This is a genomic window from Vicinamibacteria bacterium, from assembly GCA_035570235.1.
Classification (GTDB): Bacteria; Acidobacteriota; Vicinamibacteria; order Fen-336; family Fen-336; genus DATMML01.
Genome location: DATMML010000121.1, coordinates 1 through 14,426, shown reverse-complemented (window position 1 = coordinate 14,426; position 14,426 = coordinate 1). Strand labels below are relative to the sequence as shown.

Here is a 14,426-nt window from a genome sequence, read left to right as displayed (position 1 = left end):
GCCGACTCCGATGGAGTCTAGGCGCGCCGCGGGCGCCGGGGTCCCGGAGGCCGGGCCGTCTCGGCGAGGCAAGCGGGCCTCAGGAGACCCTGGTCGGAGGCATGAAGGGTGCTGAGGAGAGGTCACTACTTCCAGTACGATGCTCCCGAGGGCTGGGCGGAGGCGGTGAACGACAGCCGTTACGTCTACCGAGGAGCCCGCAACGAGGAGCTCACCATCTCGACGACAATCGACGACGCTCAGGGGCTGTCGCCCACGCGGTCGAGCGTCGGGGAACAGCGCCTGCAGACGGCGCTCCGAGTAGCCAAGCAAGGGATGAAGCGAGCGGGCTTGAAGGTCTTCAAACCACTCTTTCGCGACGAAGGAGCCTCGGACCTCCCCTGTTGGACGGTCCTCGCAAAGACTCTGGACGGAGCGGTTCTCTTTGCAACCGCCATCCTCCAGGCCTCCGGGGGCCTCATGCTCGTCACGTTCGAGGCGCCCTTTGGGCCGGACGCCCTCTCGGTCCTAGGGACGTTTTTGAAGAGCGTGCGTGAGCCAACGCACTGATCGACGGAAGGCCGAAACCCTCGGCAATACTTGACCGGCGCTTGATCTGACGAGTCGTCCCCGGCCGGCGGCATTGGTAGTGGCGGGACGCCAAAGAACCACGTATCGGTGAGGTAAGCCATGAAGGAGGGCCAATGAAGGTGCCTTGGTCAAGGGGTGTGATCTGGGGCCTCGTTGTCGTATCCGGCCTGTTCACGTCCTGCTCGCGCAAAGCGACGGAGCAGCCCAAACAGCTGGGCGCGGTGATGGAAACACCCGCCGCCACTCCCGAGCCGAGCGTGACGGCGGCAATGCTCATGAAAGCCAAGCTGATGGATGAGGACTACATGAAGGCCATCGCCATCTTGGAGGCCGCGGACGTGAACGCGGACGTGGAGCAGGCGGTCAAGAGCGGGGATCACCGGCTCTTTGGACTCCGGGGATCGGTTCTGGAAGCGCCCGGAGTCGAGGGTGATCGGCAGAACCTTCCCAAGGGCTGCCGGGTCGTGGCCGTGGCGGGAACCAGCGACAACCCGGGAACAAAGTACCAGCAGCGCTTCCAAATGCTGACCCGACTCTATGCGGCCAAGTACAACCCCCTGCTCCTCTCTAGGGTGCGCTAGACGGATCTGGGGGTACTTCCGTGTCGACACCTTCCCGGGTGGGCCACCCCGCGGTCATCCGGACGATAGCGGCTTGGTGCCCTAGAGCTTCGAGCCCGCCCCACGGGGGGGGGCGGGACTCCCGTAACCGCAAAGCCAGCAGGGGAGGAGGCACTCGGTGGCGAGAACCATTCCGGCCGCGCTTGGCCTGCGCGTCCACTCGGGCTGGGCGGCGCTGGTCGTGGTCGGCGGACCGGCTCGCGCGCCCGAGATCAGCGCGCGGCGGCGCATCGAGATGGCGGATCCCCAACTGCCCGGATCACAACAGCCCTACCACGCGGCGGAGGGCCTTGAGCTCGCGAAGGCGTCGGCTCTGCTGAAGCGTTTCCGGGAGACGGCTGAGCGGATGGCCGTGCGGGCTCTGGGGGACGTCATCGCGGAGGCTCGCGAACGTGGCCAGGGGATCGTGGGCTGCGGCATTCTCCAGAGCTCGGGCCGGGTCGGAGCGAGCCTGGCCACCACCCTGGCCTCTCACGCCCTCATTCACACCGCGGACGGGAACCACTTCCGCGAGGCGCTCAAGAGCGCGGCTGAGCATCTCGACCTTCCGGTTGTGGAGGTTCGCGAACGCGATCTCATGAAGCAGGCTTCGCTCGCCCTCCGTCTGTCGGCGGCAGATCTGGGCCGGGAAATCGTCGAGCTCGGCCGACCGCTCGGGCCCCCCTGGGCTCAAGACCAGAAACAAGCGGCGCTTGTCGCCAGGCTGGTCCTGGCTGAACGGCGGCCCTAGCGGGGGAGACTCCGAGCGGCCGTCGTGCGCCGAGGGCCCCCCGACCCAGCTCAGTGATGGATGGCAAAGAGCTTCCTCAGGTAACAGTTGGGGTGGCGGTGAAAAATGGCCGTTCCCACCGTCGTCCGCGGTTCAGAGGCGTCCAGCCGGAGGTGACAATGGTCACAAGTAGCGAGGTCTTTCTCCCCTCCGTCGTGTGGCTCCGGGACGGTCGCGCCCATGGTCCTCATGATTCCCCCGGTAGCCCTCTCAACCGCGCCACCCTTCGGAGTCAAAGACGGTAACCGGGGAGGGGGCGGACGTGTGGGCCCTCACAGCCCGCACCCGATGGCGGCCCGCGCGAACGGGCAGGTGTAGATTAGGGCGAAAAGGGAGCCCGCGTTCTCGCTCGAGCGTGCGGACCGCCAGCCCCGAATAGGGATCGCGAGCGGCTAATAGGCAATGCCCAGAAGAGCTATGCTCGGGGCCAGCCGCCCCTTCCCGGGTGGAACGTGAGGGGAGTCTTTTCGGGGGAGTACAACACGTGTTCTTGGGACACTTTGCCCTCGCATTCGCCGCCAAGAAGGCCGATCCAAAGGTGTCCCTAGGGACTTATTTTCTTGCGGCCCAGCTTCCGGACATGCTCTGGCCGGGCCTTGTCCTCGCGGGAGTGGAGCATGTTTCGATCGCGCGCGGTGATACCGCGTTCACACCCCTGAGATTCGATTCCTATCCCTTTTCGCACAGCCTACTGGCCGTCGCCCTCTGGGCCAGCCTGATGGGCGGGCTTCACTACGCCTCAAAGCATCGGCCTTCGGCCGCGGTGTTGATCGGGCTGCTGGTCTTGAGCCACTGGATCCTCGATTGCGTGAGTCATCGGCCGGACATGCCGCTTTTTCCGGGGCCCTCGCCTCGCCTGGGGCTCGGTCTCTGGAACTCCGTCCCCGCCACCCTTGTCGTGGAGAGCGTCCTTTTCCTGGGGGGAGTCGCGCTCTACCTGACCGCCACCCGGGCCCGGGATCGGGTCGGCAGCTATGGCCTCGCAGCCCTGGTCGGGTTTCTGGGCACCGTCTACGTGGCAAACGTGGTGGGGTCACCTCCCCCCAGCGCGGAGGCGGTGGCTTTCGTGTGTCTCTTCGGCGTCGGCCTGATCATCGCGGCGGCGGCAAGGGTCGATCGGCACCGGGTGGCGATCGCGGGGTAGCGGCCTGGCTGTGTCCCGGGCACCCCCGGACCCCGCTCAGAGATGCCGGGGCCCCAGTAGGATCCGGCCCGGTAGGAGGATGAGGCCCTTCACCAGGCCCAGGACCCCCTCCACCGCGAACCCCACCAGGCGGAAGGGGATGAGCAGCAGCCAGACGAGGGGATAGAGTACGACCGCAAGCAAGGCCAGAGGCCAGCATAAGACGAGCAGGAGGCACCATAGAAGAAATTTGGTCACCCTGACCCCCCGGGATCGATCCCTCGTACCCTATTACGCGCCAGATGGCCAGAGAGTTCCGGCCGGCACGCCCCGTCTTGGGGAGAAGTGCTACGATCCCGCCGGCGTTGCCGGAGCTCGTCCCGGAGGCCTGACCCCATCCACGGGCCAAGGTGAAATCATGCGCTATGCCTTCCTATCCGAGACCTACGGGACGGAGCGCCTCAAGGTGCTCGGGGTATGGGCGATGTTCCGGGACGAGGACCTCTCCGTCCGTCCCCATCCCGTGGACAATCGCGGCCGCAGCGTCCAAGAACAGATGGTTCACCAGTGCATGAGCGAGAACCTTTGGTTTCGAAAGCTGCTTGGCATCGACGTGGGCGCGCGGCCCCTGCCGGAGGCCGAGACGCGGCTCGGGTTCATCCGGGAGTACGCCCGGGATTCCGCCCGTCGCCTTCAGGCCCTGCGCGGGCAGGGCGAGGGGTGGTGGGAGGAAGCGGTGCCCTTCTTTGAGGTCGCCCGGCCTCGCACCTGGATCATGGTGAGGCGGGTGGCCCACACCGCCCATCATCGGGGTCAGCAGACGGCCCTCCTGCGCATGTTGGGACGGGACTTGCACAGCACCTACGGCCCCAGCGCCGACACGGGCGGGCTGATGCAGCAGCTGGCCCCGACGATCTACGCTTACCCGGACGAGGAGGCACTCCTTGCGGGGGAGGAGGCGGGGGGACGAAAGACGAGGCTCCCCGGGCCGGGCCCGGCCCCGCCGACGGAGAGGCCCCGCGGCTGAGAGAGAATGCTCCGCGAAACCACTCTCGTCCGCCTCGCTGCGCAGCTCGAGGCCCTGCCTTCCATCCTCGGGGAATCAAGGCCGTCGCTCCTGGCCTGGAGGCCGCCTACGGGAAAGTGGTCGGCGCACGAGAACCTTGCCCACCTGGCCCGGCATCATGAAATCCTCCAGGAGCGGCTCGGCCGGATCCTGGGGGAGGAGCGTCCGCAACTGGCGAGGTATCGCGCCGAAGAGGATCCCGACTGGCCTCGCTGGTCCGCCCTCCCCACTGACGAGGTGCTCTCCCGCCTGCGAGGGCTCCGGGGCGAGATCCTCGGCCGCATCCGGGAGCTCCCACCCGCCCGGCTCGAGCGCGTCGGCGTCCATCCCCTATTCGGAGAGATGACCATCCCCGGGTGGTTGGAGTTCTTTCTTCTCCACGAAGCGCATCACCTCTATGTCGTCATGATCCGGTTGGGGGAAGCGCGAAAAGCCCTCGTCGGCGACGCCTAGGGCCGCTCGTCGAAGCCGTAGAGAATCTCGGCCCGCCCCGGGGCAGGGTGGGCTCGGATAAAGACCCCGAAGGCAACGGACGCGGCTTCTCCGGCCAGGACCTCGGCGGGAGAGCCCTCCGCCGCGATGCGTCCCTCGCTCAGCAGGGCCATGCGCCCGGCCCAGGCCGCAGCGCGCTGCAAGTCGTGGACGACGGCCAGGACCGCGAGCCCTCGCGAGCGCGCCTCGTCGAGGACGCGGAAGAGGGCGAGCTGGTGGCCGATGTCCAGATGGGCGGAGGGCTCGTCGAGCAGCAGCACCTCCGGCTCCTGGGCCAGCCCCCGGGCCAAGGCCGCGAGCTGGCGCTCCCCGGCGGAGAGGGTGCCGAGCCGACGCCGCGCGAGGGGGGCGATGCCCGTCCGCTCGAGGGCCTGAGCCACCGCGGCGCGGTCACGGGCGGTCAGAGGCAAGAACGGCCCGCGGTGCGGGTAGCGTCCCAGGGCCACACGATCCTCCACGTTCAGGGCGGGTGGGCCTTCCTCCTCCGGGGTCACCAGGGCCACGTGCCGCGCGAGGGCGCCTCGCGCCCACGCAGCCAGAGGCCGGCCGTTCAGCTCCACGACGCCCCCGGAAGGGGGGAGAAGCCCGGCCAGCGTCCGCACCAGCGTCGACTTGCCCGCGGCATTGGGTCCCACCAGGGCCAGCGACTCCCCCGCCCCCAGGGCCAGGCTCACGCTGTGGAGCACCTGCCTCGATCCGCGCACCACGGAGAGATCGCGGGCTTCCAGCCGCACAGTCACGCGCGCCCCTCCTGTCCGCGCAGGGCGAGGAGGAAGTAGGGCGCGCCCACCAGGGCCGTGAGCGATCCCAGGGGCAGGTCCAGGCGATCGCTGATCGTGCGGGCCCCCAGGTCAGCCACCACCACCAGGATAGCTCCGGCCAGGAAGGCGGCGGGGAGGAGATGGCGGGCCAAGGGCCCGACGAGCGGACGCAAGGCATGAGGGGCGACCAGGCCCACGAAGGGCACCGAGCCCGCGAGAGCCGTGGCGGGCCCTGCGATCAGAGAGGCCAGGCAGAAGACGACCATGCGCGTGGCGTGGACGGGGAGGGCGAGGGACGCCGCCTCGTCTTCACCGAGCGAGAGCACGTCCAGGGGCCGGGCGAGGATCATAAGGAGCGCGCAGCCGGTCAGGATGAAGCCCACCCCCAACCGGAGGTGCTCCCAGGTACGCCCCTCCAAGCCGCCCGCCAGCCAAAAGAGAACGGTCCGCACGCGGAACTCTTCGGTGGCCACGAGGAGCATCGACGTCCCCGCCGCGGCCAGGGCGGAGACGGCGAGCCCGGTCAGGAGGAGCCCGTGCAACGAGGGGCGGCCCCCAAGGTGGGCCAGCGCGTAGACCACCACCACCGCGGCCATGGCCCCCGCGAAGGCGGAGAGGGGCACGGCCAAGAAGATCTGATGGGCCCATCCCAGATTCACCGCGAGCACGGCCCCCAAGGCCGCGCCCGAGCCCACGCCGAGCAGACCCGAATCCGCCATCGGATTGCGGAAGAGCGACTGTAAGGCGGTCCCCACCACGGCCAGGCCGCCCCCCACGAGGGCGGCGATGAGGACGCGGGGCAAGCGCACCGACCAGAGTATGGCCTCGCCCGCCGGGGTCAGAGGGCGGAGGCCGAGGATGGAACTCAGGGGCAGCGACACGCTGCCGGCGGCGACGGCCACGAGCATGGTCAAAGGCAGCAGGGCGCCCAGCACCACGAAGGCCAGGCGCCGCCGACCCGGCTCGCTCACGGACGGGCCCGCGGCACGCGGTCCGGGTGCAGGGCGTGGCCGAGATACCAGCAGGCCTCGGCCGCGTGGTGGCTGAGGGTCACGAGCAGCTCGTTCGGCATCTCAACGATGCGTCCCTCCTTCACCGCCCGCATCCGGGAGAGGAGGGGATGCTCTTTGAGCGACGATGCCGCACCCTCCCAGGTCCCGACGAGGATCACGTCGGGGTCGGCCAGAAACGCGCGCTCCGCGCCGATGGGCATGATACCTTTGACGCCGAGCTCCCGCCCCACGTTCCTCCCGCCCCCCGCCTCGATAAGGGCGTCGAATGCCGTCCCCTCCCCCGCAGTGTGGGGATCCGCCCAGTAAAGCACGCGGGGAGGCACCGCACCCGAGAGCCGGTGAGAGAGCTCCGCCAACACCGCGTCATAGCGGGCGGCGAGCCGGGCCGCGGCCTCGGATGCACCCACCACCCGCCCAAGCTCGAGGAGGGCGGCGCGGTAGCCGGAAAGCGAGTTGAGCCCCGTCATGCGGTGGTGGCGGAGGCCCGAGGTCTCCAGCAGGTGGAGGAAGTCGGCGTCGGTGTATTCCGACACCACCACGAGGTCGGGGGACAGCGCCACCAGACGCTCCAAGTCGGTTTTCTGGAATCTGTAGGCGGAGGACGGGACGCGCCCGGCCACGTTGGACATGTGGGGGTCGTCGGCCCAGGCAGTCACCGCGACCAGACGGCCGGGGGGAAGGAGCTCGACCAGGATCTCGTCGGCGGTCAGGTTCAGGGAGGCGACGCGCGCGGGGGGCTCCACCACCCGGGCGGGAGCGGACAGCAGAAGCAGGGCGAGAAGGCCTTCTTTCATGGGGGCGCGGGGTTCGCGGAGAGAGGCACCTGACCGCCGGCACACCTTCCCGCACCGCGCGCCCAATGTCAATCGTGCGGCCGGCAGGGGTACGGGGTCAGCTTGCATGGGGCGCTCTTTACCAAACCTGGTGACTCCAATGAGGACTCCCGAGGCTAACAACCAGGGATGCCGCCGCGACCGCCGCCGGAGGAGAGAGCAAGCACAAAAAGTCTTGCGTCGGGTGTCGGCCTTCGTGGTAGGCTCCTGGCTTCACATTCCGCACGGACGCTGATTTCGCGGAGTCCGGCCGTGGTTGGTCCCCGCCATCTCACGGTCAGGGAGGACGACTTGTTGTCTTCGGTGGGAGCGCTGAGGGGAGCCTTCGTTGAGCGGGGACGCGTGCCCCCCGCGGAGCGGACGGGGAGTCGGATCCTCCCTCGCCGCGCGAGGAGGAGCTGATGCCGATCACCGTGCACGTTCCCGGCTACCTCTGTGATGTCACCGGAGGGAGGAGCATGGTCGCGCTCGAGGCCACGCCCGCCACCGTGGGCGAGGCGCTCCTGGCTCTCGCCGCCCTCCACCCCGGGGTGCGGGACCGGGTCATGAACGAGCAGGGCCAGGTGCAGTCCCAGGTGAACGTGTTCGTGGGCCGCCAGAGCATCATCCACACCGGCGGCCTCCGCACGCCCCTCGGAGACGGGGCCGAGCTCTATATCCTTCCCGCCCTGAGCGCCGGGTAGCCCGGGACCACCCCCCACCCGCGATCTTGCGCCCCCCAACCTGGGCGGGCTATGCTGCGGTTGTGATCCTGGCCGGCCTCCTCCTCGCCGCCGCCGCCATCCCGGAGCCGAGCGTCAGCAACTCCGTGGTCCTGCTCCAGGAATACCGCTCCCGCTACGACTGGAGCCTGCCCTGGCGCATGGAGCCGGTGGAGACCGCGCTCGGCAGCGGCTTCCTGATCGAGGGCGGGCGCATCGTGACCAACGCCCATGTGGTGAGCGACGCGCGGCAGATTCTGGTCCGGCGCCCCGAACAGGCCGATCCCTACGTTGCCACCGTGGAGGCAGTGGGCAACGACTGCGACTTGGCCGTGCTGAGGGTGGGGGACCCCGCCTTCACGGCCGGCATGCGGCCCCTCGCCCTCGGGGACGTGCCCCGCTCGGGGAGCCGGGTCCTAACTTACGGGTTCCCCCTGGGCGGGCACGACGTCTCCTCCACCGCGGGTATCGTCTCCCGGGTGGAGTCGCGGGGGTACGTCCACAGCGGTATCGACGCTCACCTCGTGGTCCAGACGGACGCCGCCATCAACCCCGGCAACAGCGGGGGTCCGGTGGTGCAAGACGGCCGGGTGGTGGGGGTCGCTTTTCAGGGCTTCCCCGGCTTCGAGAACATGGGCTTCTTCATCCCGATTCCGGTGGTCAAGCACTTCCTGAAGGATCTCGAGGACGGGCACTACGACGGCTTCCCGGATTCGGGCCTGCAGACCACGCCCCTGGTCTCCCCCGCCTACCGCCGCGAGCGCGGCCTGCCCGCGGGCAAGAGCGGGGTGGTGGTGGACGAGGTCTCGCAGGGAGGGACCGCGTACGGGGTGGTCAAGCCCGGGGACGTGATCCTGGCCGTGGAGGGGAGCCCGGTGGCGGATGACGGCAGCATCCGGATCGGCGACGCCCGCGTGACCTTCGAGCACCTGCTGGACATGAAACAGGCGGGGGAGCCGGTGACCATCAGGGTCTGGCGGGACGGGCAGGAGCAAGAGCTGCACGCGTCGTCCCGCCACATTGCCCGCCTGGAGAGCCGGCGCAACCGCTACGGCGTCGCTCCCCGCTACGTGGTCTACGCGGGGCTCGTCTTCATGCCCCTGGACGTGGAAATGCTCAAGACCTACGGGAGGGGCTGGCCCCAGACCGCCGACCGCAACCTGGTCTGGCACCTTCTGTTCCGGGAGGCCGAGCAACCGGAGACCGCGGAGCGGGAGGTGGTGGTGCTGACCCGGATCCTGCGCCATCCCGTGAATTCGCAGATGAGCTTCGCGGGCCCGGTGGCGGTGGCGCGCATCAACAGCATGACCCTGAAGGGGCTGGGCGACGTGGTCGTCGCCCTGGCCGGAAACCACGAGCGCTTCCACCACCTGGAGTTCGAGGGGTTGGCCGGCATTGAGGCCCTCGACCGCGAGAAAGCCGATGCCGCCCACTCCGAGATACTGCGCCAGTATGCGATCCCACGGGATAAGAACCTCTAGGGGGGGGCCGCTCCTGGCCGCCGTGGTGCTGGCCGCCTGCGCGGCCCGCTCCCGGCCGGGGACGGCGGTCGCGGTGCCCGCGGGGCCGAGCCCCGCTGATCGACTGCGGGCGGCGGTGGTGGCGGTGCGGGTCACGGGCCAGGAGTGGAACTGGAAGACGCCCTGGGCCAAGCAGAGCCCTTGGACCCGCAGCCTTACCGGGCTGGTGGTCCCCGGCCCCCGCATCCTGATCGCCAGCTCGGCCGTGGGCAATCACATCCTGATCGAAGTGCAGAAGCTGGGCCTGGAGACGCGCACGCCCGCGCGCTTGGCCCGGGTCGATCACGAGGGCCCGCTCGCCCTTCTGGAGGTGGACGACCCCACCTTCTGGAAGGGACTGTCCCCCCTGCCCCTCGCGGAGCGCGTCCCCCTGGCCGGCGAGGTGACCGTGCATCGTTGGCCTCGGGTGGGGCAGATCGAGTCCTCCCCCGCCACCGTTCGGCAGGTGCGGGTGGGGCGACACGCCTTCTCGCGGGTCAGCCTCCTCACCCTGGATCTCTCGAGCAGCCTGGAGGGGGCGGGGGACTCCGAGGTGGTGGTGGCGGACGGGAAGGTCGTGGCTCTGACCACCGGAAAGTCGGGAGACACCCTCAGCGGGATCGCGTCGCCGGTGCTCCGCCAGTTCCTGGTCGACGCCACCGAAGGATCGTACCGGGGCTTCCCCCGCGCGGGGGTGGCCTGGCAAGACCTCGGCAACCCCGCCCTCCGCGCCTCTTTGGGCCTCGCCCCGGGAGAGGGGGGAATAAGGCTCACCCGGATCCTGCCCCATGGCAGCGGGTCCGGCGTGCTCCAAGAGGGGGATGTCGTTCTGGCCGTGGACGGAATCGTCCTCGACGAGACCGGCCAGTTCGAACACCCCCTTTACGGAAAGATGTCGTTCCCCCTCCTCTTCACCGAGGGCCACCACCCCGGAGATGCACTGCCCCTCCGCATCCTCCGGAACGGCGAGCGCCGCACGGTGACGATAGAGTTGCGGGCCATGCGGCCGGAGGAGGACCGCGTGCCGCCCTACATCTTCGGGCGCGGGCCGGAATACGCGGTCTACGGGGGCCTCGTCTTCCAGGACCTGAGCGCACCCTATCTGGCAACGTGGGGCGACTGGCCGCGGCGGGCGCCTCCCCACCTGCTCATCGCCTACGACCGCGACGGTGCCGAGCCTTCCCCGGAGCGTCCCCGCATCGTTCTCCTCACCAGCGTCCTGCCCGATGCCGCCAACCTCGGGTATCAGGATCTCCGGGACCTCATCGTGAGCGGGGTGAACGGCTCGAAGGTGGGGGACCTCCAGGATCTGCGCCGCGCCTTCGCCTCGCCCCGCGGCGGCTTCCAGGTCGTGGAGTTCCGGCCCGGCCAGGGGCCGGGCCGGATCGTGCTCGACGCGGCGGAGGTGGAGGCGGCCGCCGCCCGCATCCGCGCCGTCTACGGCGTACCCGCCTCTCCCTGAGCGGTGGGCGTCTTCCGCGGCCCTCGCGGCTTGGGGTAGAGTAGGGCGCTCCCGGGGGGATCCACCATGAGACTGTCGGAGCGGATGGCGCGGCTCGGCACGGAGACCGCGTTCGAGGTGCTCGTGCGGGCGCGCGCCCTGGAGGCTCAGGGGCGCCAGATCGTGCATCTGGAGATCGGCGAGCCCGACTTCGACACCCCGCCCCACATCACCGCGGCCGCGATAGAGGCCCTGAAGGGTGGGGCCACTCACTACGGTCCTTCCGCCGGGATACCCGAGTTGCGGGAGGCGGTTGCGGAGGACTCGACCCGGCGCCGGGGGGTGAAGGCCACGCCGGAAATGGTGGTCGTCACGCCAGGAGCGAAGCCGATCATGTTCTTCGTGATCCTGGCCCTGGTCGACCCCGGAGACGAGGTCCTCTACCCCAACCCCGGCTTCCCCATCTACGAATCCATGATCCGCTACATTGGCGGCGTGCCCGTCCCCGTGCGCCTGCGGGAAGAGAAGGGCTTCGACCTGGACGTGGATCAGCTCTGCGACAAGCTGGGGCCAAGGACAAGGCTCGTCATCCTGAACTACCCGCACAACCCCACGGGGGGCGTGATCTCGGAAGCCGGCCTCCGGGGCATCGCCGATGCCGCGGCCCGGCACGGGGTGCCCGTTCTCTCGGACGAGATCTACGGCCGCATCCTCTACGACGCCGGGCATACCTCGATCGCGGCCATGCCGGGCATGGAGCCCCTGGCCATCGTCCTGGACGGCTTCTCCAAGACCTACGCCATGACCGGCTGGAGGCTGGGCTACGGGGTGATGCCCGCCCCCATGGCCCAGGTGGTGGCGAAGCTCCAGACCAACTCCACCTCCTGCACCGCCACCTTCAGCCAGAAGGCGGGGGTGGCGGCCCTGCGCGGCGACCAGTCCTCGGTGGAGGGGATGGTGGCGGAGTTCCGGCGGCGGCGGGATGCCATGGTGGCGGGCCTGCGCACCGTCCCCGGGGTCCAGTGCGTCCGCCCCGCGGGCGCCTTCTACGTCTTCCCCAACATCACGGGCACCGGCTACTCCAGCCGGGCCCTGGCCGACCGTCTGCTGGAGGAGGCGGGGGTGGCCTGTCTCTCGGGGACCGCCTTCGGGGAGTTCGGGGAAGGGCACTTGCGCTTCTCCTATGCCAACAGTATGGAGAACATCGAGGAGGCCCTCCGCCGCATGCGCGGGCTCCTGGCGAGGTGACATGAGCTTCCGCGTCTACGCCACCTGCGACATCGGCCGGGAAGCCCTCGACCGCCTGCGGGAGCGGGGCTGGGAGCTGGAGGTCTACGACCATATCGAGCCCCCGCCCCAAGACGTGATCCTGGACAAGGTGAGGAGCGGGATCGACGGCCTCATCACCACCCTCCGGGACCGGATCGACGAGGAGGTCTTCGCGGCGGGGGCCGCGGCCGGGCTCAAGATCGTGGCCCAGCTCGCGGTGGGCTTCGACAACATCGACCGCGCCGCCGCCAATCGGCACAAGATCCCCTTTAGCCACACCGCGGACGTGCTCACGGAGTGCACGGCCGAGTTTGCCTTCTTCATCATGGGCTGTGTGGCCCGCAAGACCTGGCCCGCGGAGCAGATGGTACGAAACCAGGAGTGGTCCACCTGGCACCCCCACCAGCCTTGGCTCGGGGACGAAGTGACGGGGAAGACCCTGGCCGTCATCGGCACCGGCCGCATCGGCAAGAGCCTGGCCAAGAAAGCGGTGGGTCTCGACATGGACCTGCTGTGCTACGACCCCGTCTACCAGGACCAGAAGTTCGTGGCCGGGATCCGGAGGGTCATGGAGGTCCGCCACCGGGAGGGCCTCTGCCCGCGCCTGCAGGTGATCGACTACGTCTCCTTCGAGCAGGCGCTGGGGCGCGCGGACTTCGTCTCCCTCCACGTGCCCTTGACGCGCCCGGGGGAGGCACCGGAGCCCACCTATCACCTTATGGACGAACGCCGGCTGCGCCTCATGAAGCCCACCGCCTACCTGATCAATACCTCGCGGGGACCGATCGTGGAGGAGAAGGCCCTGGCCAGAGCGCTCCACGAGGGCTGGATCGCGGGGGCGGCCCTGGACGTGTTCGAGACAGAGCCCCTGCCTGCGGACAGCCCGCTACGCGACGATCGGCTCAAGCTCAAACTGCGCCTGTTCCCCCATTTCGCGTCCGCGGGCCGGGCCACGCGCTTGTCCCCGGATCCCAATGTGGGCATGGCGGGGCGGACGGTGCAGGCGGTGATCGACGTCCTCGAGAAGCGCTATGACGGGGACCCCAAGAAGATGCCCTACATCGTGAACAAGGAGGCCTTCTAAGGTCGGCGGGGCAGACTTGCGCCCGGCGGGCGGCCTAGTAGACTGGACGACCCATGGGATCGAGTCCTTCTGCCTCCATGTTCCGAGCCACCCTCGCCGGGGGCGTGCTCACGCTCCTCGCCGTCGCGGCCCCGGGGGCTCGCGCCGAGGAGCCCACCGCGGGCGAGCAGGCGCGCCTCTGCGAGGAGCGCGGCGGCGAGGAAGGGCTTGCGGCCTGCCGCAGCGCGATCGCGCTTGGCCTGGGGCGGGAGCGGGCGGCCGCGCTGCGCCAACTCCTGGCCCTGCGCCTGGCCTCGCTCGAGCGCTGGGAGGAGCTGGCCGCGGTCTACCGGGAAGCGGTCCGCGCCGACCCCAACGACCCCGAGGCCAACTGGCGCCTCGGCTCGACCCTCCTCTTCGCCCTCGGCAAGCCGGAGGAGGGCCTCTTTCCCTTGCAGGAGGCCGTGCGGCTCGCGCCCGCCGAGCCCCAGCCCCGCCTCGCCCTGGGCGCGGCTCTGAACGCGCTGGGTCGCCATGCCGAAGCGGTGGCCACCTTCGAGGAGGCGCTCCGCCTCGACCCCGCGGCCCTGGACGACCACCCCGGCTCCCGCGCCGTGTACGAGGCTTCGAAGCGGGGGGAGCGGTGGCCGTGACTCAGGGCGCGGCCTTTCTCCGGCGGGCCCTCTCCCGCCGGTAATGCCGGCGGGCCTTGGCCCGGTTCCCGCAGACGCTCATGTCGCACCAGCGTCGAGAGCGGTTCCGGCTCGCGTCCAGGAAGAGCCAGGCGCAGTTGGGGGCGGCGCACTCCCGCAGCCGCTCCCGGGCGGGGGAGGTGAGGAGCTCCCCCGCCGACTGGATGACGGGCCACAGCACCCGATCGAAATCCGCATCCGCTGAGAAGCCCCAGTCGAGAGCGCCCCTCGTGCCCACAATCCGCAGCCGGGCCAGCGCAGAAGGAAGGGCGGCGTTCAGGACGAGGAGGGCGCGGGGGGGGATGGCCCGCCCCGCCGCCACCGCGGAGAAGACGGAGTAGAGCGCCTCCCGCAGGAGAAGGGCGCGCCGCCGGGCCGCCTCCGCCTCCCCCCCGCGCCGCCCAGCCCGGGCGCGCAGCCGCCGGGCCTGACCGGGGCTGAGGAGAGCCGCCTGCTCGCCCCAGGCCAGCAGGTCGAGGTAGCTCCGCAAGAGCTCCCGCGGGCGGGGGGTTGG

Annotated in this window: 17 protein-coding genes; 12 read left to right on the top strand and 5 right to left on the bottom strand. The window is 69.9% G+C overall.

Going from position 1 to position 14,426, the window contains the following annotated elements:
• The first annotated feature begins 108 nt into the window (after positions 1 to 108).
• The 4 genes from VN461_21710 to VN461_21695 all read left to right on the top strand — a co-directional run bounded on the left by VN461_21710 (position 109) and on the right by VN461_21695 (position 3,103).
• Positions 109 to 549: a hypothetical protein gene (locus VN461_21710; protein HXB57393.1), complete on the top strand. Its 441-nt coding sequence runs from the start codon at positions 109 to 111 to the stop codon at positions 547 to 549.
• A 134-nt stretch (positions 550 to 683) separates the two neighbouring features.
• On the top strand, positions 684 to 1,151 hold the full coding sequence (locus tag VN461_21705; GenBank protein HXB57392.1) for a hypothetical protein: 468 nt from the start codon (positions 684 to 686) through the stop codon (positions 1,149 to 1,151).
• Between the two features lie 157 nt (positions 1,152 to 1,308).
• Positions 1,309 to 1,920 carry a hypothetical protein gene (locus VN461_21700; GenBank protein ID HXB57391.1) on the top strand — a complete coding sequence of 204 codons (612 nt, stop codon included), beginning with the start codon at positions 1,309 to 1,311 and terminating at the stop codon, positions 1,918 to 1,920.
• Between the two features lie 523 nt (positions 1,921 to 2,443).
• Positions 2,444 to 3,103: a metal-dependent hydrolase gene (locus VN461_21695; GenBank protein ID HXB57390.1), complete on the top strand. Its 660-nt coding sequence runs from the start codon at positions 2,444 to 2,446 to the stop codon at positions 3,101 to 3,103.
• Positions 3,104 to 3,139: 36 nt separating this feature from the next.
• Here VN461_21695 and VN461_21690 read toward each other — a convergent pair whose 3' ends face one another.
• A complete protein-coding gene (locus tag VN461_21690) occupies positions 3,140 to 3,340 on the bottom strand; it encodes a hypothetical protein (protein ID HXB57389.1) in 201 nt (66 codons plus the stop codon).
• A 160-nt stretch (positions 3,341 to 3,500) separates the two neighbouring features.
• On the opposite strand from VN461_21690, the gene VN461_21685 reads away from it, so the two are divergent.
• Both VN461_21685 and VN461_21680 read left to right on the top strand, forming a co-directional pair.
• Complete coding sequence (locus tag VN461_21685) at positions 3,501 to 4,109, top strand: DinB family protein (GenBank protein HXB57388.1); 609 nt, start codon at positions 3,501 to 3,503, stop codon at positions 4,107 to 4,109.
• A 6-nt stretch (positions 4,110 to 4,115) separates the two neighbouring features.
• On the top strand, positions 4,116 to 4,601 hold the full coding sequence (locus tag VN461_21680) for a DinB family protein (protein ID HXB57387.1): 486 nt from the start codon (positions 4,116 to 4,118) through the stop codon (positions 4,599 to 4,601).
• Here the strand turns inward: VN461_21680 and VN461_21675 are convergent.
• From VN461_21675 to VN461_21665, 3 genes are read right to left on the bottom strand one after another with little or no spacing between them, the layout of a single operon-like run.
• Positions 4,598 to 5,380: an ABC transporter ATP-binding protein gene (locus VN461_21675; protein HXB57386.1), complete on the bottom strand. Its 783-nt coding sequence runs from the start codon at positions 5,378 to 5,380 to the stop codon at positions 4,598 to 4,600. The genes VN461_21680 and VN461_21675 overlap by 4 nt on opposite strands.
• Positions 5,377 to 6,372, bottom strand: coding sequence for an iron ABC transporter permease (locus VN461_21670; GenBank protein HXB57385.1), 996 nt, complete (start codon positions 6,370 to 6,372; stop codon positions 5,377 to 5,379). Before VN461_21670 ends, VN461_21675 begins: the two co-directional genes overlap by 4 nt.
• On the bottom strand, positions 6,369 to 7,208 hold the full coding sequence (locus VN461_21665; protein ID HXB57384.1) for an ABC transporter substrate-binding protein: 840 nt from the start codon (positions 7,206 to 7,208) through the stop codon (positions 6,369 to 6,371). Before VN461_21665 ends, VN461_21670 begins: the two co-directional genes overlap by 4 nt.
• A 440-nt stretch (positions 7,209 to 7,648) precedes the next feature.
• Here VN461_21665 and VN461_21660 point away from each other — a divergent pair, with 440 nt between their 5' ends.
• The 6 genes from VN461_21660 to VN461_21635 all read left to right on the top strand — a co-directional run bounded on the left by VN461_21660 (position 7,649) and on the right by VN461_21635 (position 13,873).
• Entirely contained in the window at positions 7,649 to 7,930 is a 282-nt protein-coding gene (locus VN461_21660) for a MoaD/ThiS family protein (protein ID HXB57383.1), read from the top strand.
• A gap of 26 nt (positions 7,931 to 7,956) precedes the next feature.
• Positions 7,957 to 9,429, top strand: a complete 1,473-nt coding sequence (locus tag VN461_21655) for a trypsin-like peptidase domain-containing protein (GenBank protein ID HXB57382.1) — start codon at positions 7,957 to 7,959, stop codon at positions 9,427 to 9,429.
• Complete coding sequence (locus tag VN461_21650) at positions 9,401 to 10,909, top strand: hypothetical protein (protein HXB57381.1); 1,509 nt, start codon at positions 9,401 to 9,403, stop codon at positions 10,907 to 10,909. The genes VN461_21655 and VN461_21650 overlap by 29 nt, the downstream gene beginning before the upstream one ends.
• Positions 10,910 to 10,975: 66 nt before the next feature.
• Positions 10,976 to 12,136, top strand: a complete 1,161-nt coding sequence (locus tag VN461_21645; protein ID HXB57380.1) for a pyridoxal phosphate-dependent aminotransferase — start codon at positions 10,976 to 10,978, stop codon at positions 12,134 to 12,136.
• A 1-nt stretch (position 12,137) separates the two neighbouring features.
• A complete protein-coding gene (locus VN461_21640; protein HXB57379.1) occupies positions 12,138 to 13,241 on the top strand; it encodes a D-glycerate dehydrogenase in 1,104 nt (367 codons plus the stop codon).
• Between the two features lie 77 nt (positions 13,242 to 13,318).
• Positions 13,319 to 13,873, top strand: a complete 555-nt coding sequence (locus VN461_21635; protein ID HXB57378.1) for a hypothetical protein — start codon at positions 13,319 to 13,321, stop codon at positions 13,871 to 13,873.
• A 1-nt stretch (position 13,874) separates the two neighbouring features.
• Here VN461_21635 and VN461_21630 read toward each other — a convergent pair.
• On the bottom strand, positions 13,875 to 14,426 hold a 552-nt coding region (locus VN461_21630; protein HXB57377.1), incomplete at its 5' end, for a CGNR zinc finger domain-containing protein.